This window comes from Spirosoma gilvum (genome assembly GCF_054776815.1).
On the sequence record NZ_BAAHBH010000009.1, the window covers coordinates 344,238 to 367,374 of the forward strand.

21 protein-coding genes are annotated in these 23,137 nt (G+C 49.2%); 12 read left to right on the forward strand and 9 right to left on the reverse strand.

The window, feature by feature from the left end:
- Nucleotides 1-195: 195 nt before the first annotated feature.
- On the forward strand, nt 196-969 hold the full coding sequence (locus ACYVFD_RS23840; protein WP_461093010.1) for a Nif3-like dinuclear metal center hexameric protein: 774 nt from the start codon (nt 196-198) through the stop codon (nt 967-969).
- A 9-nt stretch (nt 970-978) separates the two neighbouring features.
- On the opposite strand, the gene ACYVFD_RS23845 is transcribed toward ACYVFD_RS23840, so the two are convergent.
- The gene (locus ACYVFD_RS23845) at nt 979-1,794 is read right to left on the reverse strand and encodes an aldo/keto reductase (protein ID WP_461093011.1); all 816 of its coding nucleotides are present in this window, start codon (nt 1,792-1,794) and stop codon (nt 979-981) included.
- Between the two features lie 142 nt (nt 1,795-1,936).
- Between ACYVFD_RS23845 and ACYVFD_RS23850 the strand changes: the two genes are divergently transcribed.
- The 4 genes from ACYVFD_RS23850 to ACYVFD_RS23865 all read left to right on the forward strand — a co-directional run bounded on the left by ACYVFD_RS23850 (nt 1,937) and on the right by ACYVFD_RS23865 (nt 6,130).
- On the forward strand, nt 1,937-3,433 hold the full coding sequence (locus ACYVFD_RS23850; RefSeq protein ID WP_461093012.1) for a capsule assembly Wzi family protein: 1,497 nt from the start codon (nt 1,937-1,939) through the stop codon (nt 3,431-3,433).
- Between the two features lie 125 nt (nt 3,434-3,558).
- Nucleotides 3,559-5,115 carry a DUF4394 domain-containing protein gene (locus ACYVFD_RS23855; RefSeq protein WP_461093013.1) on the forward strand — a complete coding sequence of 519 codons (1,557 nt, stop codon included), beginning with the start codon at nt 3,559-3,561 and terminating at the stop codon, nt 5,113-5,115.
- 149 nt (nt 5,116-5,264) lie between these two features.
- Nucleotides 5,265-5,702 (forward strand): hypothetical protein, encoded by a 438-nt coding sequence (locus tag ACYVFD_RS23860; protein ID WP_461093014.1) that lies wholly within the window; start codon nt 5,265-5,267, stop codon nt 5,700-5,702.
- Nucleotides 5,699-6,130, forward strand: coding sequence for a hypothetical protein (locus ACYVFD_RS23865; protein WP_461093015.1), 432 nt, complete (start codon nt 5,699-5,701; stop codon nt 6,128-6,130). The genes ACYVFD_RS23860 and ACYVFD_RS23865 overlap by 4 nt, the downstream gene beginning before the upstream one ends.
- Before the next feature lie 45 nt (nt 6,131-6,175).
- On the opposite strand, the gene carB is transcribed toward ACYVFD_RS23865, so the two are convergent.
- Nucleotides 6,176-9,052, reverse strand: a complete 2,877-nt coding sequence (carB, locus tag ACYVFD_RS23870; RefSeq protein ID WP_461093016.1) for a carbamoyl-phosphate synthase large subunit — start codon at nt 9,050-9,052, stop codon at nt 6,176-6,178.
- Nucleotides 9,053-9,528: 476 nt separating this feature from the next.
- Here carB and ACYVFD_RS23875 point away from each other — a divergent pair, with 476 nt between their 5' ends.
- Together ACYVFD_RS23875 and ACYVFD_RS23880 are read left to right on the forward strand one after the other, a co-directional pair.
- Nucleotides 9,529-10,962, forward strand: coding sequence for a hypothetical protein (locus ACYVFD_RS23875; protein ID WP_461093017.1), 1,434 nt, complete (start codon nt 9,529-9,531; stop codon nt 10,960-10,962).
- Nucleotides 10,963-11,049: 87 nt separating this feature from the next.
- On the forward strand, nt 11,050-11,505 hold the full coding sequence (locus ACYVFD_RS23880; RefSeq protein ID WP_461093018.1) for a ferritin-like domain-containing protein: 456 nt from the start codon (nt 11,050-11,052) through the stop codon (nt 11,503-11,505).
- Nucleotides 11,506-11,611: 106 nt separating this feature from the next.
- On the opposite strand, the gene ACYVFD_RS23885 is transcribed toward ACYVFD_RS23880, so the two are convergent.
- The 3 genes from ACYVFD_RS23885 to ACYVFD_RS23895 form a co-directional block, all read right to left on the reverse strand.
- Entirely contained in the window at nt 11,612-11,959 is a 348-nt protein-coding gene (locus ACYVFD_RS23885) for a hypothetical protein (RefSeq protein WP_461093019.1), read from the reverse strand.
- Between the two features lie 83 nt (nt 11,960-12,042).
- Nucleotides 12,043-12,933 (reverse strand): aldo/keto reductase, encoded by an 891-nt coding sequence (locus tag ACYVFD_RS23890; RefSeq protein ID WP_461093020.1) that lies wholly within the window; start codon nt 12,931-12,933, stop codon nt 12,043-12,045.
- A 104-nt stretch (nt 12,934-13,037) separates the two neighbouring features.
- The gene (locus tag ACYVFD_RS23895; protein ID WP_461093021.1) at nt 13,038-13,895 is read right to left on the reverse strand and encodes a prephenate dehydrogenase; all 858 of its coding nucleotides are present in this window, start codon (nt 13,893-13,895) and stop codon (nt 13,038-13,040) included.
- Between the two features lie 104 nt (nt 13,896-13,999).
- On the opposite strand from ACYVFD_RS23895, the gene ACYVFD_RS23900 reads away from it, so the two are divergent.
- A complete protein-coding gene (locus ACYVFD_RS23900; RefSeq protein ID WP_461093022.1) occupies nt 14,000-14,389 on the forward strand; it encodes a GxxExxY protein in 390 nt (129 codons plus the stop codon).
- Between the two features lie 56 nt (nt 14,390-14,445).
- On the opposite strand, the gene ACYVFD_RS23905 is transcribed toward ACYVFD_RS23900, so the two are convergent.
- Nucleotides 14,446-15,624, reverse strand: a complete 1,179-nt coding sequence (locus ACYVFD_RS23905) for a pyridoxal phosphate-dependent aminotransferase (protein ID WP_461093023.1) — start codon at nt 15,622-15,624, stop codon at nt 14,446-14,448.
- A gap of 149 nt (nt 15,625-15,773) precedes the next feature.
- Nucleotides 15,774-16,334 (reverse strand): NUDIX hydrolase, encoded by a 561-nt coding sequence (locus ACYVFD_RS23910; protein ID WP_461093024.1) that lies wholly within the window; start codon nt 16,332-16,334, stop codon nt 15,774-15,776.
- 106 nt (nt 16,335-16,440) lie between these two features.
- Between ACYVFD_RS23910 and ACYVFD_RS23915 the strand changes: the two genes are divergently transcribed.
- Entirely contained in the window at nt 16,441-17,022 is a 582-nt protein-coding gene (locus ACYVFD_RS23915) for a hypothetical protein (protein WP_461093025.1), read from the forward strand.
- 85 nt (nt 17,023-17,107) lie between these two features.
- Here the strand turns inward: ACYVFD_RS23915 and rihA are convergent, their stop codons facing one another.
- Nucleotides 17,108-18,046, reverse strand: coding sequence for a pyrimidine-specific ribonucleoside hydrolase RihA (gene rihA, locus ACYVFD_RS23920; RefSeq protein ID WP_461093026.1), 939 nt, complete (start codon nt 18,044-18,046; stop codon nt 17,108-17,110).
- Between the two features lie 179 nt (nt 18,047-18,225).
- On the opposite strand from rihA, the gene ACYVFD_RS23925 reads away from it, so the two are divergent.
- Complete coding sequence (locus ACYVFD_RS23925) at nt 18,226-19,893, forward strand: M28 family metallopeptidase (protein ID WP_461093027.1); 1,668 nt, start codon at nt 18,226-18,228, stop codon at nt 19,891-19,893.
- A gap of 14 nt (nt 19,894-19,907) precedes the next feature.
- Here the strand turns inward: ACYVFD_RS23925 and ACYVFD_RS23930 are convergent, their stop codons facing one another.
- Nucleotides 19,908-20,594: a peptidoglycan recognition protein family protein gene (locus ACYVFD_RS23930; protein ID WP_461093028.1), complete on the reverse strand. Its 687-nt coding sequence runs from the start codon at nt 20,592-20,594 to the stop codon at nt 19,908-19,910.
- Nucleotides 20,595-20,894: 300 nt separating this feature from the next.
- Here ACYVFD_RS23930 and ACYVFD_RS23935 point away from each other — a divergent pair, with 300 nt between their 5' ends.
- Nucleotides 20,895-22,127 (forward strand): TolC family protein, encoded by a 1,233-nt coding sequence (locus ACYVFD_RS23935; RefSeq protein ID WP_461093029.1) that lies wholly within the window; start codon nt 20,895-20,897, stop codon nt 22,125-22,127.
- 2 nt (nt 22,128-22,129) lie between these two features.
- The gene (locus tag ACYVFD_RS23940) at nt 22,130-23,089 is read left to right on the forward strand and encodes an efflux RND transporter periplasmic adaptor subunit (RefSeq protein ID WP_461093030.1); all 960 of its coding nucleotides are present in this window, start codon (nt 22,130-22,132) and stop codon (nt 23,087-23,089) included.
- Nucleotides 23,090-23,137: the final 48 nt, after the last annotated feature.

Below are 23,137 nucleotides of genomic sequence, written 5' to 3' on the forward strand. Positions count from 1 at the left end.
GATCGCCGGTTTAGGCTGCAAAGCTACTACTTTCTTTTCGGTAAATCCAAATTCGTCTGAGTAAACGGAGAGATTTCAATGATTGAATGATAGAATTGTTGAATGATTGAATATGCCCTACACCAACAATTCAGTCATTCAACAATTCTATCATTCAATCACTCAACAATTTACCAAATTAGCAGTTAACCAAGAATGCATAATGCGCCCGTTTATCTGGCCGATATAGACCATTTCCTACAGGCCGAGTTGACTGTTGATCGATACCCCGATACCGAACGGGGAGGTATTTACTATCCATCCAAACGACCGGTTTGCCGAATCGGGTTGGCATTAGAGCCATTTCCAAAGTTAATTGATTGGATTCAGGAAAATCAGTTGGATGCGCTTTGGCTACACCGTCCCTGGCAACTTGATTTAACTGCTCTTCAAGCCGATTTAGGGATTCTGACGCATCATTTGCCATTCGATGAATCACTGTCCATTGGCTACAATCAGCGGTTGGCCAGGCAATTGGGTGCTACCAGTACATTGGAGCCACTTGGGTATAAGCAGGATTCTGCCAAAGACGGTGTTTCGTTGCCCCAGCGGCCACTAGGCATGCTTGTGGATGTGGCCCAGCGGGAGTTTGACGAGTGGCTACACACGATTCAAGGACTGTTTGGCGGGTACGATCGGGCCGAAGCTGGGCATAGTACGGCCAAATGGCAGCCTGTGAGTTCACGAGTTGCCGTAGTGGGTGCGATGACGGGCACACTTGTTCGGGAAGCCGCCGAACGAGGAGCGCATCTATACGTAACAGGAGCCTATCGCAAGCCAGGTCAGCAGGCCGTAGACGAAACGGGTATAGCCGTGATCGCTGTAGGGCACCGTCGCAGTGAAGAATGGGGATTGCAGGTGCTGGCCGATTTGTTGCGCGAGCACTTCCCAATTGAGTGTATCGTTCGGGAGCCATTACCCATTCGCTAATATGGGCCGCTAGGGAATTTCTCTGGGGTCATCGGCAATACGGGTGTTATCGTAAAAAGTATCCATCAGGGCCATATCCTCATTGGAAATAGTAAAATCCCAGACATCAAAATTCTCCTGAATACGTTCGCGCTTCACTGATTTGGGGATGGTAATCGCACCATGTTGTAACGACCAGCGAATCAATAGTTGAAACGTATTTTTGCCATACTTCTCGGCTAGAGCGATCAAACGAGAATCGTCTTTTTTCTGCCCCCGCACCAGTGGTGCATAGCCTTCTACCTGGATCTGCTTCTGCTGACAATAGTCCAGTACTTCGGGAACATAACAATAGGGACTGAATTCAACCTGATTGACAGCAGGCGTTATGATGGATTCTGTTAGCAGTTCGTCGATGTGGGCAGGATAATGGTTCGAAAGGCCAATAGCGCGGGCGCGGCCTTCGCTATAGATTTTTTCGAGGGCTCTCCAGGTGTCATGCCGATAGGCTTTAACGGGCCAGTGGATCAGGTATAAATCAACAGAATCGATTCGAAGGCGTTCCAGACTCCGGTTGAAAGCTCGTAGGGTTCGGTTGTAGCCCTGGTCGTCGTTCCATACTTTGGTCGTGATAAATATATCGCTTCGGGGAATACCACTTGCCCGGATCGCATCTGCTACTTCGCGTTCGTTTCCGTAGGCGGCTGCCGTATCGATCAGGCGACAACCGGCTTCGAGGGCCCACTCGACAGCTTGCTGTACTTCATTGGTCTGACTGGGGGCATACACACCCAGTCCGAGCAAAGGCATTTCAACACCATTGTTTAACGTAACGGTTTCATTCATATGTTCTCTGACAGGTTATCCCGGTGTAACCACAAAACCATACAAGATGTTTTACTGATAAGTTTAATTTGGAGGCTGGTAAACGAGTTTACAAGGATAACTGTATGTTTGCCAAACGTTGCTAAGCGTGTTCAGAAAGCCTATGCCTAAGCGCTACCTGATTGCTTTTTTGTTGGGATTCATTACGCCGTTGACCTGGGCGCAGTCGGTCCGGGATAGTACTGCGATTCGATATTCGGTAGAGATAGGCGGCAGCACAGCCGCTTCACAGAATCCCTTCTGGCTGCGCACCAATCAGTACAACATTGTTCCCCTTCGAGGTTCATTCGGAACGCTTCGGGTAGGTATACTACGCGATTACAAAACCCACTCCGATTCAGCCGCAAGGCGTAAATCCCGCTTCGATTGGGGATTTGGTTTATATTCAGTGGGTAATATAGGGTCACGGTCAACGTCGGATAACCCGGCCATAATACTCCCCGATGCCTTTGTTAAACTACGGTTTGGTCAGTTCGAATTGTTTGGCGGTAATCGACGGGAAGTGGCTGGCCTGGGCGATACACTCCTGACGTCAGGCTTTGTGGCCTGGTCGGGCAATGCGCAGCCTTTTCCAAAAATTCAGCTACACACCCCCGATTTCATTCCCATTGGATTTACCAAAAAACTACTGGCTTTTCGGGTTGGTTACGCACACGGCTGGCTGGTAAATTCTTATATACAAGATAGTTACCTCCATCAAAAGTATTTATATGGGCGACTTGGTAAGCCTCACTGGCGGTTTCAGTTTTATGCGGGGTTGAACCATCAGGTGCAGTGGGGAGGTCATGCCGATTACCTGATCGGAACGCCGTTGGCCGTTAATGGAAGTTTGTCCACCTCCTTTCAGGACTACCTCTCGCTCGTGACCGGACGATATCCTGATGCCTTACAAAATGATCGGTTTACAGACTTTGATGGGACCAATCGGCTGGGCAATCATGTCGGGAGCTATGATTTAGCGCTGGAATGGAAAGGGCAGACACAGAACTGGCTGTTGTACCACCAGCACATGTACGACGATGCGTCGGGACTGGCTCTGAAGAATCTGCCGGATGGATTGACAGGATTGCGTTTTTTGAATCATTCACCAGCAAAAACGACGTTTCGGTTTCAGCGGCTTGTACTCGAATGGTTGACGACGACCAACCAAAGCGGCCCAATTTTCGATCCATATGCGCGGTGGCAGGGAGCTGATAACTACTTCAATCACAGCCAGTATATTCAGGGGTGGTCGTATAAGGGGCGTACGCTTGGCACTCCGTTTATTGTACCTCGGACCGATTTCAAACCAGACGTTAACAATGCTTACACCGGCAATGGGTATTTTCCGAACAACCGGGTCGTAATGTGGTATATGGGCGCCGTGGGTTCTTTTCGGAATGGACCCTCATTGACGGCTCGCATCTCGTACAGCCGGAATTTTGGTTCGTACAAACAGCCTTTTTTAGATGTACTTCATCAGTTTTCAACCTTCCTTGGAGCGCAGTGGAGCCTAGGAAAATCGTCTCGAACGATGTTGAACACTTCTCTGGCGCTTGACCGTGGAGAGCTTCTGCCTGATTCGTTTGGAGGGTATCTGAGCCTAAAGAGATCCTGGTAAGACGACAGTCGAGATAGTTTGAAACGAAAATTTTTTAATCAATTTTTAATTTCCTTAAATCCGTTTTTGGGCCTGCATCGTATAGGCATTGACTGATTTCTCAATGTCTTTCTATTAATACGACTATGACTCATAAAACACTACTCGGACGTTTAGTTGCCCTACTGACGATTATCGGTTTAGTTACACTCAACGGTTGTCAGGACCACCGTATGGTGCCTGATCTGAACCTTCTGCCCGATGTTAACATCTACGTATTGACAGACGCCAACCAACTCTGGCGGGTAAGCGTCAGAACCCCATCGGCTCCTTCGAACTTTGTTTCTATTACCTTTCCGGCTGGTGGTCCACAGGGCGAGCGGATTCTATCGATCGATTTTCGACCGGCTACTGGTCAGTTATATGGCGTGAGTAACATGAAGCGCCTGTTTGTCATCAACCCAACCACAGGAGCAGCTCGTCCGCTGACAGATACCCCATTTACATCAAGTGATATTGGTACGGTTATGGGGCTGGATTTCAACCCGACCGTCGACCGGATTCGACTGGTAACCAACACCGGTATCGATTTGCGGCTGAATCCCGAAACAGGAACTATAGCCGCTACGGATATACCCATCAACGGTGTACCGGGCGCGGCAATTTCTGAAGTTGCCTACACCAACAACCGGGCCGGAGCCACCACGACAACATTGTATGACATAGATCCAGCTACGGACCGGCTATATATTCAAAATCCGCCGAACAATGGCACATTAGTGGACGTTGGTTCGCTGGGTCTGGACATAACCGGCGCGGCTGGGTTTGACATTGCACCTACTGGCGAAGGACTGGTGGCTGTGACTTTTAACGGTAAATCCGAATTGCAGCAGATCAATCTGTCGACCGGGCGTTTGCAAAAGCTGGGCGATTTGCAGAATAATGTCATCGGCCTGGCTATCCCAACCGAACCAGTTGCCTATGCGCTGGACGGTTCCAACAACCTGCTGATCTTCAATCCGCAAAATGCAACGGCTGTCACGTCGAAAACCTTGTCGGGTTTGCAACCGGGCGAAACGCTGCTTGGGATGGATACGCGTCCGGTCAATGGTCAGCTGTATGCCTTAGGTAGTTCGAACCGACTTTATACCATTACAGTAGCGGCTTCAAACGCCTGGAGTCTTGTTGCAGTAGGTAATGCTGGGTTATTTACGCTGTCGGGAACGGATTTCGGTTTCGACTTCAACCCAACGGTCGACCGGATTCGGGTAGTGAGCAATACGGGTCAAAATCTGCGTCTGAACCCAATCGATGGTACATTGACCGCCACCGATGGTACACTGGCCTTTTCGCCACCGGGCAGCACACCCAATGTATCGGCTGCGGCTTATACCAACAATTTTGCCGGGGCTGGCTCGACAGTGCTCTATGATATTGATGTTCGTCCGGGTGGAGCGTTTCTCTTTCAGCAAAACCCGCCCAACAACGGTGTTCTGGTGAATGTAGGAGCTTTAGGGGTGGACGTAGAAAGTACCAACGGATTTGATATTGGTGGAACCAGCGGTACGGCCTACGCTTTGTTGCGCGCTGGTGGCATGACACGCGTGTACACGATCAATCTGGCAACGGGTGCGGCCACGGCGGGTACAAGCCTTAGCGGCAATCCAACGGTACGGGGCTTTACGCTTGGCTTAGGGTTTTAATCAATCTGATATATAGCCCATCGGCCCGCTTTGCTTCACGTAAGGCGGGCCGATGGACTTTAGTGATAACTGAAACCCTATTTTATGGCCACCGTTCCAACCTTTTTGTTTCAGTATGTATCTTAATCAAAAAATTGGTATGATACATCATGAAACGGTTGAGATTATTAATGTTTATACTTTCGGTGTCTACCCTGCTGACTGGCTGCCATCCCGATGGCGTTCCGGCTGGATTAGTAGGTGATTGGCTATGGCAGGGTACTACGGGCGGTATTGCAGGAGGGGGTTATAAAGCTAAACCTGGCGAAAAAGTCACCCTGCACTTATCGACTGATAATCATTTTGCGCTGTATCGAAATGATTCTCTTCTTATAAGTGGTGCATTTCAGATAAAGCAGACAAAAAGTATTTATTCGGGTAAAGATGGCCCCGATCTTGAGCCAGTAGGACCAATTGTTTCAAATTTGAACGGAACCAACTCTGTACCCGTTGCCTTTTGGGGTATCATATCTGTGACAGCTATGAATACATTGACGATTAGCGAAAATGCTGCTGATGGGTTTACCAGTCAATTTATACGAAGATGATGAATCCGTCAAGGCTTGTTGTACTTACGTTTTTAGTTGTTGCTTCATTACTGAGCGGATGCCATAAAGACACGGCATCACCAGAATATGTAGGGAACTGGACATGGCAGCAGTCAACCGGGGGAATTGCAGGTAAAACCTATAAGCCTCAACCGGGTGAACAAGTTCTGTTACGGCTCAATGAGGTCGGAAAGCTGACAATTACACGCTCCGATACGGTCTTTTTTTCGAGTGATTATACCGTTCAGAAAGCCGCCAAGAACGATGAGTATGTATTAGTGATCAGTAACAAAAAGTCCTATACGGGATCGTATCAAAAATATGTCCCAATTCTGTATGGAAGCCAGGGAATGGTTTTTCAGACTGATAAATTGACCTTATACGACATCAAAATCACGGACGGATACAGCCATAGCTTCGTTCGCTAAGAAACAAACCGCCCCAATCGTCTGACGATTGGGGCGGTTTGTTTCTTAGCGACTCAGGTACAGATTCCGTTCGGAGTAGACCTTCTGGAAGTAATCGTCGGTGAGGTCATCGATGAAGTAGATGCCTTCGCCAGTCGATTTCATTTCGGGGCCAAGCTCCTTGTTGACGTTCGGGAATTTGCTGAACGAGAACACCGGTATTTTGATCGCGTACCCTTTTTTAACAGGTTTGAAGTTGAAATCCTTCACCTTCTTATCTCCCAGCATTACCTTGGTCGCGTAGTTGACGTACGGTTCCTGATAGGCTTTGCAAATGAACGGTACAGTCCGGCTGGCACGTGGGTTGGCTTCGATCACATATACCTGCTCATCTTTGATGGCAAACTGGATATTGATCAACCCTACGGTTTTCAGTGCCACGGCTATTTTCTTCGTGTACTCCTCAATCTGGTTGATTACGTTCTCGCTCAGATCAAATGGTGGTAGCAGCGCATATGAATCGCCTGAGTGAATGCCCGCCGGTTCGATATGCTCCATAATGCCGATGATGTACACATCTTCACCATCGCAGATGGCGTCGGCTTCGGCTTCAATCGCATTTTCGAGGAAGTGGTCGAGCAGGATGTTGTTATCAGGAATATCTTCCAGAATTTTCATCACGTGTGCCTCCAACTCGTTCTCGTTGATCACGATTTTCATGCTCTGTCCACCCAGTACATAGCTCGGGCGAACCAGCAGTGGGAAACCCAACTCACGCGACAGGTCGATAGCGGCTTCCGATTCCCGAACTGTACCAAATTTCGGATAGGGAATGTCCAGTTTGCGGAGCATTTCGGAGAAATGACCCCGATCTTCGGCCAGGTCGAGGGCTTCCCAACTTGTACCAATAATTTTGATGCCATAGCGGGTCAGCTTCTCGGCCATTTTCAGGGCCGTTTGACCACCCAACTGCACAATGACACCCTCGGGTTGCTCGTGCATGATAATGGCATGAACGTGCTCCCAGAAAACCGGCTCAAAGTAGAGCTTATCGGCAATATCGGGGTCAGTCGATACGGTTTCGGGGTTACAGTTGATCATGATGGTTTCATAACCCGCTTCTTTGGCCGCCAATACACCGTGTACACACGAATAGTCGAACTCAATACCCTGTCCAATCCGGTTCGGCCCCGATCCGAGTACAACCACTTTTTTGCGGTTGCTCCGAACCGATTCATTGCCCGGCAGATCTGAAACCGGCTCGGCATGATCGGTCGTGATGGGTACCTGGTTGTTGAAGGTTGAATAGTAGTAAGGCGTTCTGGCCTCAAACTCAGCCGCGCAGGTATCCACACACTTGTACACCCTACGAATGTTGTGTGCCTGACGATACTGATACACCTTACTTTCTTTTACCTGAAGCAGGTGAGCCAGTTGTCGGTCGGCATAGCCTTTCTGTTTGGCCGTACGCAGCAGTTCGGGCGGAAGGTCTTCCAGATCGTACTGCTGAATTTCGCGTTCCAGTTCAATCAGTTCTTCGATCTGGTGCAGGAACCACGGATCGATACGCGTCAGTTGCTGAATGGTCCGGAACGACATCCCCGCTTTAAACGCATCGTAGATATGGAATAGTCGGTTCCAGCTTGGGTGTTTCAGGCTTTCGGTCAGGGCAGCCCGGTCGGTTAGTTCGTGACCATCGGCACCCAGGCCATTACGTCGGATTTCGAGCGACTGACAGGCTTTTTGCAGCGCTTCCTGGAAGTTCCGGCCGATTCCCATCGTTTCGCCTACCGACTTCATTTGCAGACCCAGCGATCGGTCGGCACCCGGAAACTTGTCGAAGTTCCAGCGCGGTACTTTCACGATCACATAGTCGATAGCAGGCTCGAAGAACGCCGATGTAGTGCCCGTAATGGGGTTGATCAGCTCGTCGAGATTGTAGCCAATGGCCATTTTAGCCGAGATCTTGGCAATCGGATAACCCGTTGCTTTCGACGCCAATGCCGACGACCGGCTTACCCGTGGGTTTACTTCGATAACAATAATTTCGTCGGTCTGCGGATTGACCGAGAACTGGATATTACAACCACCCGCAAACTGGCCAATGCCCTCCATAACCCGAATCGACAGGTCACGCATTTCCTGATATAGCGTATCAGGCAGAGTCATGGCTGGCGCTACCGTAATGCTGTCGCCCGTATGGATGCCCATCGGGTCGAAGTTTTCGATGGAGCAGATAATGATGAAATTACCATTGCCATCGCGTAGGAGTTCCAGCTCGTACTCTTTCCAGCCCATCACGCTCTGCTCAACCAGCACTTCATGAACGGGCGAGGCATGTAAGCCGTGGGTTAGCGCCTTATCGAATTCTTCGGGAGTATTCACAAAGCCACCACCGGTTCCACCCAGGGTAAATGAAGGCCGAATAACGAGCGGGAAGCCAATTTCCTGAGCAATTTCTTTGCCTTCGAGAAACGAGCGGGCGGTACGTCCTTTACAGACACCTGCCCCTAGTTTGAGCATCAGCAGCCGGAATTTCTCACGGTCTTCGGTCGTTTCGATCGCTTTAATGTCAACACCGATGATCTGAACGCCATATTTCTGCCAGATACCGGCTTTTTCGCAGTCGATAGCCAGGTTCAGAGCGGTCTGTCCACCCATGGTTGGCAGAACAGCATCGATGGGCTTACCCATTTCCTGATGTTTTATCAGGATTTCAATGATGGACTTCTTCTCCAGCGGCAACAGGTAAACATAATCGGCATTGATCGGATCAGTCATGATCGTAGCCGGATTGGAGTTGATCAGGGCTACTTCGATGCCTTCGTCGCGGATGGAGCGTGCTGCCTGCGATCCGGCATAATCGAATTCACAAGCCTGGCCGATCACAATGGGGCCTGAGCCGATAATCAGAACTGAGCGAATGTTGGTATTTTTAGGCATTTTTCAGCAGGGCAATGAACCGCATGAGCACGTCCACCACACGGATGGGTTGGCCGGGCGGCCCCGAATGAATAATAAGCTAAGCGCAGTATCTGGCGACCCCTGGTAGGAGGGGGCGGTCAAAAATCCTGCAAAATTAGGGGTTTACCGGGGAATGGAAAAGGAGAATTTTAGAATAAAATCAGATGTAAGCATTTTTAAGCTATAAGTTCACCTATTTTACGAGCTATTAATAGCAGTCAATTGAACCGCAAAGACGCGAGGAGGCAAAGAATGTATTAGCTTTTGAGCTATTGCGTTCTAGCGGTTTAACAGAAGGTACTGATGGCTTGATTACAACCGTTTCACAAGCAATTGAATCACAAGGACAGCAATCTAATTGCGATTGGTAGCTGAAAACACTGGATAAGTTCTGTTAGAAAGCGCTGCCTATACGGTCACTTTTTACTAATTTGGATTCGAAACGTCGATACGTTATGACACGATATTATTTACTTATAGTTTGCGTTTTGGTTAGTTGCCTGGCTGTCACCTGCGTTCGGGATTATCCATCCACAGACCCACACAAAGCACCCGTGGTGACCAATCCGGCCGGAGGTGGATTGCCTTCTCAGACGCAGGAGTCATCGCAGAAACGATTGTATCTGGCCAATGATAAAGTTCGTATGGCCATTGATCTTAATGCAGGAGGGGCCATTACGTATCTGTCGGAGGCTGGTAGCAATGTAAACATAGTTAATAATAACGACCTAGGCCGACAGATACAGACCTCGATGTATGCAGGGCCTTATCCGTACAGCGTAAACGGCAAAGACCCAGTTTATCAATGGCGGAACCTGGGGTGGAATCCGGTTCAGACGGGCGACTATTTCAATCATCCTGCCAAAGTGGTTAGTTACCAGCAAGGGCAGAATACGTTGTATGTCAAGACCGTTCCCTTGATCTGGCCCCTTTTTAATGAACCCGCCGAGTGCTCGTACGAACACTGGATTGAACTGAAGGATAATACCATTCATGTCCGCTGTAAGATGACTGTTTTCCGAGCCGACACCACCCAGTATGAAGCCCGAACCCAGGAGGCTCCCTGTGTATACCTGACGGGCCCTTATTACCGGATCATTACGTATAACGGGCCGAAGCCGTTTACGAACGACGCTGTTTCTGAGTTCACCAATCAGGATGTGGTCAATCGGTTTGGTAGCGAAAACTGGATTGCCTTATTGAATACAGAAGGTCGTGGTGTGGGTCTGTATAAACCGAAAGGGGAAGTACGCTTTGGGTCGGCGGGTTTTGGGACAACCCATACCGGGGGCGAGTTCGATGTGTCGAGCGGCTACGTAACCAGCCAGCCCTACCTGCTGATCGATCACAATGGAACCTACGAATTCGAGTATACGCTGGTCGTGGGTTCATTGGCCGATATTCGGCAGTTTGCCTATAATCAGCCACGAGGTCCGTCGGCTCCTAATTTTAAGTTTGTTGCTGACCGGCAGGGATGGTATTACTATCACACTCGCGACAAAGGATGGCCTATCCAAAACGAATTGAATGTTCGCTGGGCTCGTGACGATTCATCATCGAAGGATTTTCGGATTCTTAGCCCGCTGGCGTTCTGGCAGGCATCGGATATACCCAAGCTATACATACAGGCTGCTTTTCAGACAAAGGGGAGTACGGCCCGGTTAATCTGGCGAAAATTTGGCGATCAGGATCTGCACGAAGAGCCCGGTCAGTCTGTCGATTTTCCGATTATTGGTGACGGACAGTTCAGGACTTACGAAATAAATACAAGCCAACTGAACGGCTGGAATGGCGTCATTACTCAGATTTCGTTAGGCAGTCCGTCCAGTCAATATGCTTATGAAAAAGGATCGTCCGTAAGGATACGGAGCATTACGACAATGCCTTAAAAACGACTTTTGAACCGATTTTTCGTAAACAATTACCCGTACATCAAGTTGTAAATTCGATTAATAACCAATCGAAAATCAACTATTATGATTACGAACGACGAAATTGTTGATGATCTGAACGAACTGGTCAAAATTAATAATGACCGGATTCAGGGATACGAAAAAGCAATTAAAGACAACGAAGATGCTGGGCTGGACGATCTGTTCCGCCATTATGTAGTACAAAGTCAAAATTTCCGTAGCCAACTGGCCGATCATATTGTTCGAATTGATGGTATGGCCGTATCGGATGCTACATCAACCGATGTGACGAGTAAAATTCACCGTGCCTGGATCGATATCAAGTCGGCCATAACGGGCAAGGACCGGGACTCTATCTTAAGCTCGGTTGAGTTTGGCGAAAATGCAGCCGTTGAAGCTTATCAGGATGCGATTGATAAAGACCATATTCCGGCTTACATCAAGGAGGATCTGCAGAAACAACTGACCGAATTGCAGAGTGCATTGAATCGGATTAAATCGCTTGAAAAAGCAGCGTAGTGCTAGCTTTTGTCATTCCGACGCAGGAGAAATCTCAATGGTGCTTATTAGTCAAGCTTGAGATTCCTCCTGCGTCGGAATGACAAAAAAGTTATATATCAATTTATTAGCGTGACTGAGCTGCCTTGCCCGATAGCTCTTCAAGTACCTGAGCCAGTTGCGTTAACTGACCAACCAAACCTACGTCTGACACTTCACTAGCCGCTCGCTTTGTCAATTTACTGAGTGTATGCAGCGACCCGGCAATTTTCGGGGATTTTCCTTCTTTGAGGGCCTGTTTCAACGAAAATAATTCATCGGCAACATTCTCAAGGGTCAGATTCCCTTCACCAAGGGCACCACTCCACTGATTGATCAGCTCATCGACCGGACTGATATGCTCAGCATCCTGCTGCAATCGACGCAGAGTGTTGGCCAACAACTGCTGCGGGTCTTGTTTAGTTTGAGTCAGCATATTGGTAATTGGTTATGTTTAGGATTGATGGTCTACGGTTGGCTGACGCAGGAATAGGTGAAGCATTAGCCAACAACCGTGTGCTACTTCGGCAAAGGCATATCGGCCAAGTCCTCTTCTGTTAGCTTAATGGTAGATGCTTTTACGTTCTCTTCCAAGTGCTTGACAGATGAGGTTCCGGCAATGGGGAGCATAACGGGCGAGGCTGCTAAAAGCCAAGCCAGCGCAATCTGGTAATCGGTAGCGGGTTTGCCGTCAACCTGATGGCGGGCCGCTACTTTCTGGATCACCTGTTGAGCCGACACATCACCGGCATTGAGGGGGAACCAGGGGATAAAGGCGATGCCATTTTGCTCACAGTATTTCAGCACATCGTTCCAGGTCTGATCGCCAAAATTGTACTTGTTCTGTACCGAGACCACATCAAAATACGTTTGGGCTGCTTCAATCTGATCGATACTCACTTCCGACAGGCCAATGTGCCGAACTTTCCCCTGTTGCTGGGCTTCCTGTAGAAAACTCAGATATTCGTCGGACGAGACTTTGGAATCGAAGCGGTGAAGCTGGTATAAGTCGATTCGATCCAGTTTTAACCGTTTCAGACTGCCATTCAATGCTTCTTCCAGATGCCGACGGCTGCCATCGACTGGCCACTTGTTAGGCCCTGTACGGAGTAAACCACCCTTGGTAGCAATCACTAGCCCATCAGGATAGGGGTGAAGAGCTTCGGCAATCAGTTCTTCCGATACATAGGGGCCGTAACTGTCGGCGGTATCGATGAAATTGATGCCCAGCTCCAGCGAGCGCTTTAGTACACGGATGGCTTCGTCATGGTCTTTAGGCGGTCCCCAGATGCCATCGCCCGTGATGCGCATCGCGCCATACGCCATTCGGTTGACGGTTAGGTCGCCACCGATCGTTATTGTTCCGGCTTGAGCGGCTAGTTGTGATTCAGCGGATTCAGTTGCTTGCATAGGTTTTGCAGATCATTCAGGTTCAACACTCCAGATGTGGAGGCTTTACCTTAAAACCATTTAAACCCGATTTTGTGTCAGCAACCTGATAAAGTTTTGTTTCCTTACCGTTTTTCAATGCCGTCCAGTACCCGCCGGATTACGTTAGCGCGCTGCATGAATTCGAGGGAGGTGTTGATGTCCTGCTCGTCAATGACTTCCTTGAATTTTTGTAAGAACTCAATATAAGCGGCCAGCGCATCCGAAACGTTGACTCGGTTCTGGTCGAAAATGGGGGCCCACATTTGAGGTGAGCTTTTGGCAAGACGGACCGTCGAACTGAAACCGGTGCTGGCCATGTCGAAAATTGCTTTTTCGTCTTTTTCTTTTTCCAATACCGTAAGGCCAAGGGCAAAGGCACTGATATGACTCAGGTGCGACACGTAAGCCAGATGCAGGTCGTGCTCCTGTGGAGTCATGTAAAACAGCTTCATGCCGATGTCACGGAACAGGCTTTCGGCCAACGTTACACTATCAGGATTACTTTTCTCTCGGTCGCAGATGATGAGGTTTTTACCTGGCAACAACTCCCGGAAAGCAGCTCCTGGACCAGAATTTTCGGTACCTGCCATTGGGTGAGCCGCTACGAACTGTGCCCGTTTGGCATGGGCATCGGCCACCGCACAGATGGTTTCCTTCGTTGATCCCAGATCGACAACCGTAGCACCTCTGGGCAGTAGGTCAAGTACGGTTGGTAATAAGTTGATGATGGTATTGACGGGTGTAGCCATAACCACCAATGTACTTTGCGCGACGGCCTCCGGCAGCGGCAATACATCATCGACAATGCCTTTGGCCAGCGCCAATTGGCCATTTACGGCCGATGTATCAACGCCAATGAAGCGCATTTTGGGGTATTTTTCGCGTACGGCCAGAGCAAACGACCCACCTAACAAACCAATACCTACTATAGAAACTGTCATCTGAACCGGGATTTTTATGATTGAACTGACAGACTTTGATTATTCATTTATCAATTATGAATGTTATATAATCATTATATTGCCGTTCAGTTACTTTTTAGACAATGATTAACTCGAAATACAAATACTCGGAGTTAACTGGTAAAGTAATAGGATGTGTTTTTGAAGTGCATAAGATACTGGGCAACGGATTTCAAGAAGTTATATACCAAAGAGCACTGGCGATAGAACTGGAAGAGTGTGGAATTACCTATGCTCGTGAATTTGATATGCCAATCTATTTTAAAGGTAGGCATATTGGTTCTCGCAGAGTAGACTTTCTGGTAGAAAATACCTTGTCTATTGAATTAAAGGCTATAGCTGCCCTTACTGATGATCATCTCGCGCAGGCAATTAATTATTTAGAAGCTTACAATCTTGAGATCGGAATGCTCATTAATTTTGGAAGCTCTAGCTTACAATTCAAACGCCTATTGAACAAAAAGTTCAAATAGTGAAATCAGCGCCTAAAATAGTTTCTCTTCATTAATCAAGGTCTGTCAGTTCAATCCTAAAAATCCTGGTTCAGACGGTCAACTGCTGCTGTTATTCGTTCCTTCGGCATACACAACGACACCCGTACATATCGATTACCCTTCGGACCGAAAATGAAGCCGGGCGCAATGAAAATATGCTTGTTAATAAGCAGGTCATCCACAAAGGCTTCAGCCGATTCTACACGGTCGGGGAGCTTTGCCCAGATAAATAGTCCTTCCTGATCGGTGGTGTAGGTACAACCCAGCGCATCCAGAAAGGCGTGAACCGCGTCGAGTCGTCCCTGATACACTGCATTACGTTCCTGATGCCAGGCTTCAGAATTGGTCAGGGCTTCGGTGGCTGCATCCATCAGGGGTTTGAATTGCCCGGAATCCACGTTGCTTTTGATGGTCAATACCGCATCGACATATGGTTTACTACTCGCCAGCCAGCCAATGCGCCAACCGGCCATGTTATGCGATTTGCTGAGGGAGTTTAGCTCAATGCCCACTTCGTTCGCACCATCTACGGCCAGCAGGCTAATGGGCTTCTTTTTGTTGAGAATCAGGCTGTAGGGATTGTCGTGGCAGATGAGTACCTGATGATCATGGGCAAACCGAACTGCTTTTTCGAACAGCGCATATGTTGCCGGAGCGCCTGTAGGCATGTGCGGATAATTCAGCCAGAGGATTTTTGTGCGGGAACCCTCAGGCGATGCTTTTACCAGATCGGTCATTGCTTCCCAGTCGGGTTGCCAGCCGCCCTGTTCAAGGAGTGGATACTCGCTCACCCGCGCTCCAACCATCTGACTCACGGCCCGATAGGCCGGATAACCTAATTCGGGTACCAATACGCCGTCGCCCTCATTCAGAAACGTAAGCGAAATGTGCGTGATGCCTTCTTTCGAGCCAATCAGGGGAAGTATGTCTGTTTCGGGATTTAACCCCACACCGTAGGTTGCTGCATAGAAGTTGGCTATACCCTGACGTAGGCCAGCGGTGCCTTTGTAGGGTTGATAACCATGAGACGTCGGCTGTTGGGCGGACTGAATCAGCGCATCAATGGTATTGGCCGACGGCATCAGGTCGGGGTTGCCGATACCCAAATTGATAATATCATGACCAGCTGCCTGAAGACGGCGAACTTCGGCCAGTTTAACGGAAAAATAATATTCCTGCGTCTGATCGGCGCGGTGAGCAAGAGGGATAATCACTTCTTAACCAGGATTTTTGTGATTAAATTGACTGTCCTTGATTGTATTTGACATTCAGTGGCTGCCAATTTGGACGGCAAAGATACTTGTCTAAGCAATGCTAAAGGGCATCAACCATCTAATAATACAATCAAAGTCGGTCAGCTTAATCATAAAAATCCCGGTTCAGACAGGTATTTCAGCAACGGGGCCAGGTGCAATGACTGCATCATTTCGCCCGAATCGATGATTTCCTGCGCCCGTTCCCGCGATACAATATGGACGGTGATTTCTTCTGTTTTTTCCAGATGTTGCGCCTGCTTCAGTTCGACCCCCGTAGCCAGAAAGGAGTGCGTCAGGTTAGCGTGGGTACCGGGGTTAGCCGATAAGGTCATCAGATGCTGCCACGTACCACCCCCAAAACCAGTCTCTTCCAGTAGTTCACGCTGGGCGGCTACCAGAGGCTCTTCGCCAGGGTCGACAACGCCCGCGCAGAGTTCATAGTGAACGTCGCCAATGCCATGTCGGTACTGCCGGATCAGAACCAGTTGCCCTTCGGTCGTGACGGCAACGACATTGATCCAGTCGGGATATTCGAAAATAAAATAGTTGGGAATAGAGCCTCCATTCTCCATCCGAATGGCGTCTTTTCGGACCGTAAACCACGGTAATTGGTGGATATATTCGGAATTTTCGACCTGCCAGGGCCGGGGATCGTTCTCTGGTTTCATGGGGGCAAAGGTAGGCTTTTTCGGCGGAGCCATATTAACCGACCCGTTTGATTCGTTGTAGAGGGGACTTTGGCGTTGGCCGGTCAACCGTACAATCCGCGACCTGATGAAACAGTATAGTCTTTTTTTGCTAGCCGTTTTTTGCCTATTCCTATCGTCCTGCCACCGGCCCGCTGCCTACTTTCAGCGGACAGCATATCCCGCAGCTACCCGATTAGCCGTTGACAAACAGGCCGTTCCGGCTAACGATATACTTCCGGCAGTCGATTCCTTGGTTGAGCAACCGGCGTCTCCTGCGCCTACCGTTGTGCCGGAGCCGGTAGCGAGTCTGAAAAATGAGCCTGTCCACAGTAAGCGTGTTGAACAGCGAATGCATCGGGTCGAGCGTATGCTGGCAACAGAAAAAGAAACGAGCACACAGCAACCCGATCCTCGGCCTAAACCTAAAAATCAACTCAAGCTAGGCAACCGGATTCGGCAAAGTCTGGGGATGCCACTTCGGAAAGAGCTAAACTGGTGGCAACGGATTAGCTGGAAGTTGAAAGCATCCATTATTGTGATTTTGGTGGCCGTTGTGTTTGCCATTCTGCACATCACCACCCTCGCCATTATCTTTGGCTTATTAGGTGCTTTCCTGATGATCAGTGGGTTGAAACGCTCCTTTAAAGTGAAGCGACCGTGGTTTTAGGTTTTCGACAGGATTAACAGGACTGACAAGATTGTTACTTATGCTGTAATCTTGTCAATCCTGTTAATCCTGTCGAAAAATAAATCTATGGTAACTTCTGCACGGCGTCGTAGATCAGATTGAGGTAGCCTTCCCGATCAATGTCGTGTACGAATTCGACATTTGGTGTCTTTTTCAGGACATTAAAGAAGTCAACGACGGTGGTGCCGGTAGTAAGTTTTCCTGCTGTTTCGACATCTACAAAGCAAGCTTTCGACTGGAATAGTGACGGGTCGATCAGCCAGGCAATGGCGCACGGATCGTGTAGCGCAGCTCCTCCGTTCAGTTCCGGGCGTTCCTGCCGGTAAAAAATCGAGAAGAAGTCCATCAACTCAGCCACTACCTTCCCCGACTGATTACCCATTGCCCGAAATCTTTCGATATCTTCCTGGAAAACCAGCGCCTTGTGGGTTACGTCGAGGCCGCACAGGGTGATCGGCACACCTGAACTAAACACAATCGCTGCGGCTTCTGGATCGACATAGATGTTGAATTCGGCCGTAGGAGTCATATTGCCTCGAAAAGCCCCGCCACCCATGATCGAGATACGCTCAATTTTTGATTTTAGGTGCGGGTAGGCCAACAGAAACGTGGCAATATTGGTCAACGGGCCGGTGGGTACGAGGGTAATGTTTTCGTCGCTCTCGGTCAGAATCTTCGCAATGGCTTCAACGGCCGATAAGGATTCGGGTTGAAGTGTTGGCTCGGGCAAACTAGGGCCGTCCATTCCCATTTCGCCGTGTACATAGTCAGCAATGATCAGCTCACGAAATAACGGTTTATCAGCGCCTTTGTAGACGGGGATGTTGGCACCGGTCAGCGCCATAATTTTCAGGGCGTTCTTGAGAGTCTTAGCCTGCGTTTGATTGCCAGCCGAGGTGGTGATGGCTTTGATATCGAATAAGTCGCTGCCAATGGCCAGCATGAGCATCACGGCATCATCGTGACCGGGGTCGCAGTCAATTAGTATCGGGCGTTTCTTCATGGTTTGTCGTTTGCGTCGTGTTCGTAAGCCTTTAGACGGGCTTTCTTAAAATTAGGGTCTCAAATATATCACCCTTTGTAAATCCTCAACCGAACGAAGTCATTTCTGGTAAGAATTCCAATTGGTTCTGCTAAAATGGCGACTTATCTTAGCCAATCGTTTCGTTCACTCTGTTGCCAATGCGCTCAATTGCTACAACACTTCTCAGCTCATGCCTGACTCTCTGCGGGCTAAGTTTTTCATTCGGACAGTCCAGCGCCATTCCTGCCGATGTTCAGGAAGCCGTAAAAACAGCTCGGCCCGATGCAATCAAAACACACATGCGTATTCTGGCCAACGACTCGCTGAAAGGTCGAAAACCCGGTACGCGTGGTTTTGCAATGGCCGCCGATTATGTGATTGCCCAGTTTAAAGCGCTCGGCTTACAGCCAGCGGGGGAGAATAAATCGTTCCGGCAGGCTGTGCCTTTGCGTCGTTGGCAGACAAACGAAGCGAGTAGCTCGATGACGCTGGTGGCTAATGGCCGTGAACAATCGCTGCAATACGGTAAACAATTTATCCTGAACCCAACCCCCGACCATCCAACCAATGACGTGTCGGCGCCCGTCGTTTTTGTCGGCTATGGGGTTTCGGCTCCCGAGCTCGATTATGACGACTATACGGGTATTGATGTAAAAGGAAAGATTGTCGCTTTTCTGAACGGTGCTCCGGCCAGTTTCCCGTCCAATCAACGGGCGTATTATTCCTCATCGAAGGCTGAGAATGCGGTAGCGCATGGAGCTGTGGGAACCATTGCCTTTAGCATGCCTACCGACCTTCGCAATCGCATCGAAACGGCCGCACCCCGCAATCGGCAGGGTATTTATCGCTGGGTCGATAAACAGGGAAAACCTCAGCGCACATTTCCGGCCATTAAGTGTGCGGCTTCGCTGGGTGATTCAACGGCTCGGCTGCTCTTTGCCAATGCCCCTACATCGTTTGCCGATGCCATAAAACAGGCGAATAAGAATCGTCCGCAGGCGTTTCCGTTGAATGTTTCGGCCCGGATGCGAACACAGACCGATCTGGTTGAAGATGTGGCTGGTTTTAACCTGGTATCGATGCTGCCCGGCACCGACCCTGTCCTGAAAAATGAATACGTTGTGTATGTAGCTCACCTCGACCATCTGGGTATTGGCCGAATAGTTAAAGGTGATTCCATTTACAATGGCGCTCATGACAACGCATCGGGGGTGGCCATCAACCTCGAAACGGCCCGACTGTTTACGGCGTTACCCAAAGCTCCCCGGCGGTCGGTGCTTTTTGTGTGCGTTACGGGCGAAGAAATGGGCTTGCTCGGCTCCGATTATTTTGCCTCAAACCCAACCGTGCCCAAAGAAAAAATTGTAGCAAATCTGACGCTCGATATGCCCTTCTTTTTTCATCCACTGCTCGATATTGTTCCTTATGGAGCCGAACATTCGAGCCTGAGTAAAGAAGTAAAACAGGCCGCCAGCTTTCTGGGCGTGGCAATTAGCCCTGACCCGATCCCTGAGCAAACGGTATTTATGCGGAGCGACCACTTTAGTTTTGTGCGGCAGGGCATTCCAGCTTTGTTCATCAAGAGTGGTTCGCAAACCGGAAACCCGAACCTCGACGGCACCAAACTCAACCTCGACTGGCGGGCGTCCATTTATCACTCACCCCAGGACGATATGAACCAGCCGTTCGATTTTAAATCGGCAGCTAAACACGCTCAGCTACAGTTTTTAGTCGGCTATCTAACCGCGCAGGACGATCAGCGCCCAACCTGGAACAAAGGCGATTTCTTCGGAACGAAGTTTGGAAAAAGTGAGATCACTAAATAAGAGTCTACTGTCTTCTATTGCACCAGCGTTGGCAAATCAAGGGGGTTAGCCTCGCGTGGGCTTCCTTTTAAGTGTAAATCTTTGACCCGGTTTCTGACTTTTCGCATAAACGGCTTGCCTGGATCCTGCTTGCTGGTCAGGTAGTTGGGGTCTGTTTCCCGCCAGAGTGAAGTGCCTATGAAATCCGTATACTCATAATGACCGATCAGGTAGTCGATACCCTGATAGTGTCGTTTCAAATACCGAACCAGTTGCACATTGGCTTTCATCTGGGCTCGGGTCAGGTCGTTATTGCCAATATTTTCGATTCCGATGGCGCAGTAATTCAGACCAATACAATGCCGGGCGAAGGTCGTATCGGGCAATAAGCGAAAAATAGTACCATCCCGGTCCACCAGAAACGGTACGGATGTATTCAGAGGACTGGCGGCCTGAAGGTCAGGGCGGTCCGGTAATACAGAAGGATTAAAGATTTTGAAGGTTGCTTCCAGCGTTGGTACGGCCGTCCAGTGCAACACAATCATTTTGGGCTTGATGTAGGGGGATGCCTGCTCCAGACCATGTCGTTTGGCCAGATAGTCGAGCGAAAGTTGTCGCCGTTGTTCATCAAAGACAATCGGTTTGTCAATGATTCGTAGTGACCGCTGGCTACAGGACGTGAACAGAAATAAGCCAATACAGAGATAAACCAGAAATTTCATTGTCAAGTAAAGCCGGTAGAGCTACCGATGCATTAGTTACGGATCCTTTTTTTACTATTCATCACGTTGCCTATTTAATATGGGTATAGGTATTTCTTCTAAGTAATCGCCTTTCTAAAGACCTGGGTGCACTGCCTAGGTTTTAACAGTTTGTAAAAATAGCCATAAGTACATTTAACTACCTTTTAATTCTGATTCTTCGGTAATCGAATGGATGAAGCGTTATTTTGTTAAGGCATTTCTAAGCGGATGAGGTTAAAAATTGCATCATATTCTCTGTTGTTTGTTGGATTCCTTTCTTTGTCAGCCTCGGCCCAGGTCACGCTAAACTTACGACAGACGCTTCAACAAGTACGCACCAATAGCCCGGCTCTTCGAGTCGAACGGCTGAACATCAATGCGGCCCAGGCCGATCAGGTGACTGCAAATCTTCGGCCAAATCCGGTCCTGAATAATCAGACGTTGTTTCAATTGAATCCGACGCCCGGAGCCGAAGCGGTCGGGCTGTTGAATCGGCAACGGCGGCAGTTCTGGCTACAGGCTACCAAGGAGTTTGATATATATAATAAACGTACCTACCGGAACCGATTTGCCGAAGCCAATACGAATCTGGCGATACGGAGTGTTGCAGAAACTGAGAGGAATTTATTGTTCGATGCGGCCAACCGATACCTAGATGCCTGGTATGCCCGTATCCAACTGGCTTTATTGCAGCGGGCTAAAGCCAATGTGGATACGCTGGTCCAATTGAACAAAGTACGGCTGAAAGACCTGGTCATTACCACAACCGATCTGACCCGAACGCAGCTGATTTCGGATCAATATGACCTCCAGACCCGAACGGCTCAGCAGGATCTTCGTAATCGTCTGAATGAATTGCAGCTCGTATTAGGGATTGCCGACAGTGTGAATGTGGCAATGAATGATTCGATCATTCATCCGGCCTTTACCAACCCATTGCGATTGTACCCAACCATCAACGCAACGGCTGATAGCCTATTGCGATTGGCTACGGCCAACCGAACGGATGTGCTGGCGGCTGAAGCGAACATTGAGTCGGCCAAACGAAATGTAGACTTACAGCAGGTGTTGGCTAAGCCGCGCAACGAAGCAGGCTTGATCTGGAACCCGCAGAATGCCATTCCGTATGCGGGTATTTTTCTGACCATTGAGTTGCCTTTTTATAGCCGCAATCAGGGCGAAATTCAAAAATCGAGGGTATTGCAGGAGCAGGCAAGTCAGGCGGCTACGCTGGTACAGGCCCGAATCCGATCGGAGGTACAAACGGCATATCAGTCGTTTATGACCAGTCGTCAGAACATCGACCGGTATGTAAACATTCGGCGCGATGCCGACCGAGTATTGGCATCTGTTCGGTATGCCTACTTGCGAGGAGCCACCACTCTGATCGACCTGCTTCAGGCCGAAAGCTCGTGGTTTGATACGCAAACGGCTTATTACCAAAATCTTTACACTTACCGTCAGAATTACGTCCGGCTGTTGTACGTCACCGGACAGATCAACTTGTACTAACCATGACCTTTCGCTATATCCTTATTGCCTTGACGCTTTTGACGGCGGCTTGTAAAGAAAAACCTAAATCGGTTGTCAAAGCTATACCCCGCCCAACTATTAGTACTGATGGGAGCCGAATTGCCTTTCCCGACGCGGTGATGATGCGGGCCTTCGAAACCCAGGCGGTTCATTCGTCGGCTGTTCGCACCGATTTTTCGGCACCCGGCCATATAGCCGCTATGGTCGTTCGCTCGGTCGAGAATCCGGCGGAACATCTGGTGCTGTTCGACGACCCTGGCCTGTCGGATAATTACACCGCCATTCTACAACACCGGATCAATATCCAGACGCAGAAAGGTAACCTCGAACGGATCAAGGATCTGCAGGCGCATGGAGCCGCATCGGGCAAAGAAGTTATAGAAGCCCAAACGCAACTGGCTAATGAAGAAGCGGCTATTATTTCGGACGAAGCTACGCTGAAACTGGCCGGTTTCGACCCGAAAGCCCTACGACAAGCCCGACCGAATACCATTCTGGTTGTTTGTGAAATTCCTGAGAATCAGTTTGGTAGTATTCGGAGCGGTCTGAAGTGTACACTCAATTTTACGGCCTTTCCCAACGAGCGGTTCCTGGGGGTGATCGATAATGTCAATGATTATGTCGATAACACCACCCGCCAGATCAAACTTCGGATTTCTGTGGCTAATCCCGATGGCCGATTGAAGGCAGGTATGTTTGCCACGGTTCAGTTTGGGGTTGTCGATGGCAATTTTATGACTGTTTCGCGCGATGCGGTCGTAACAGTGCAGGGGCGCGATTATGTTTTTGTGAAAACCGAACCGCAGGTTATTGAACGGCGAGCTGTTCAATTAGGTCAGCAACGGGCCGACCGGGTTGTGGTGCAGGGTGGTCTTAAAGAAGGAGAAGCCGTCGTGTCAGCTAATGTGCTGCAATTGAAGGGCTTGAGCTTTGGGTATTAAATAAAACAGGAGAAAGGGAGAAAGAAAAAGGGGATTTGCCTGTCTGAA

Excerpts from the sequence above, each read along its gene's own strand:
- carB (WP_461093016.1), bottom strand. The coding sequence starts at position 9,052 with ATGCCTAAAAATACCAACATTCGCTCAGTTCTGATTATCGGCTCAGGC.
- ACYVFD_RS23895 (WP_461093021.1), bottom strand. The coding sequence starts at position 13,895 with ATGACAGTTTCTATAGTAGGTATTGGTTTGTTAGGTGGGTCGTTTGCT.
- rihA (WP_461093026.1), bottom strand. The coding sequence starts at position 18,046 with ATGAAGAAACGCCCGATACTAATTGACTGCGACCCCGGTCACGATGAT.
- ACYVFD_RS23840 (WP_461093010.1), top strand. The coding sequence starts at position 196 with ATGCATAATGCGCCCGTTTATCTGGCCGATATAGACCATTTCCTACAG.
- ACYVFD_RS23925 (WP_461093027.1), top strand. The coding sequence starts at position 18,226 with ATGCGCTCAATTGCTACAACACTTCTCAGCTCATGCCTGACTCTCTGC.
- ACYVFD_RS23915 (WP_461093025.1), top strand. The coding sequence starts at position 16,441 with ATGAAACAGTATAGTCTTTTTTTGCTAGCCGTTTTTTGCCTATTCCTA.
- ACYVFD_RS23900 (WP_461093022.1), top strand. The coding sequence starts at position 14,000 with ATGATTAACTCGAAATACAAATACTCGGAGTTAACTGGTAAAGTAATA.
- ACYVFD_RS23930 (WP_461093028.1), bottom strand. The coding sequence starts at position 20,594 with ATGAAATTTCTGGTTTATCTCTGTATTGGCTTATTTCTGTTCACGTCC.
- ACYVFD_RS23890 (WP_461093020.1), bottom strand. The coding sequence starts at position 12,933 with ATGCAAGCAACTGAATCCGCTGAATCACAACTAGCCGCTCAAGCCGGA.
- ACYVFD_RS23875 (WP_461093017.1), top strand. The coding sequence starts at position 9,529 with ATGACACGATATTATTTACTTATAGTTTGCGTTTTGGTTAGTTGCCTG.
- ACYVFD_RS23865 (WP_461093015.1), top strand. The coding sequence starts at position 5,699 with ATGATGAATCCGTCAAGGCTTGTTGTACTTACGTTTTTAGTTGTTGCT.
- ACYVFD_RS23885 (WP_461093019.1), bottom strand. The coding sequence starts at position 11,959 with ATGCTGACTCAAACTAAACAAGACCCGCAGCAGTTGTTGGCCAACACT.
- ACYVFD_RS23940 (WP_461093030.1), top strand. The coding sequence starts at position 22,130 with ATGACCTTTCGCTATATCCTTATTGCCTTGACGCTTTTGACGGCGGCT.
- ACYVFD_RS23910 (WP_461093024.1), bottom strand. The coding sequence starts at position 16,334 with ATGAAACCAGAGAACGATCCCCGGCCCTGGCAGGTCGAAAATTCCGAA.
- ACYVFD_RS23855 (WP_461093013.1), top strand. The coding sequence starts at position 3,559 with ATGACTCATAAAACACTACTCGGACGTTTAGTTGCCCTACTGACGATT.
- ACYVFD_RS23860 (WP_461093014.1), top strand. The coding sequence starts at position 5,265 with ATGAAACGGTTGAGATTATTAATGTTTATACTTTCGGTGTCTACCCTG.
- ACYVFD_RS23845 (WP_461093011.1), bottom strand. The coding sequence starts at position 1,794 with ATGAATGAAACCGTTACGTTAAACAATGGTGTTGAAATGCCTTTGCTC.
- ACYVFD_RS23880 (WP_461093018.1), top strand. The coding sequence starts at position 11,050 with ATGATTACGAACGACGAAATTGTTGATGATCTGAACGAACTGGTCAAA.
- ACYVFD_RS23850 (WP_461093012.1), top strand. The coding sequence starts at position 1,937 with ATGCCTAAGCGCTACCTGATTGCTTTTTTGTTGGGATTCATTACGCCG.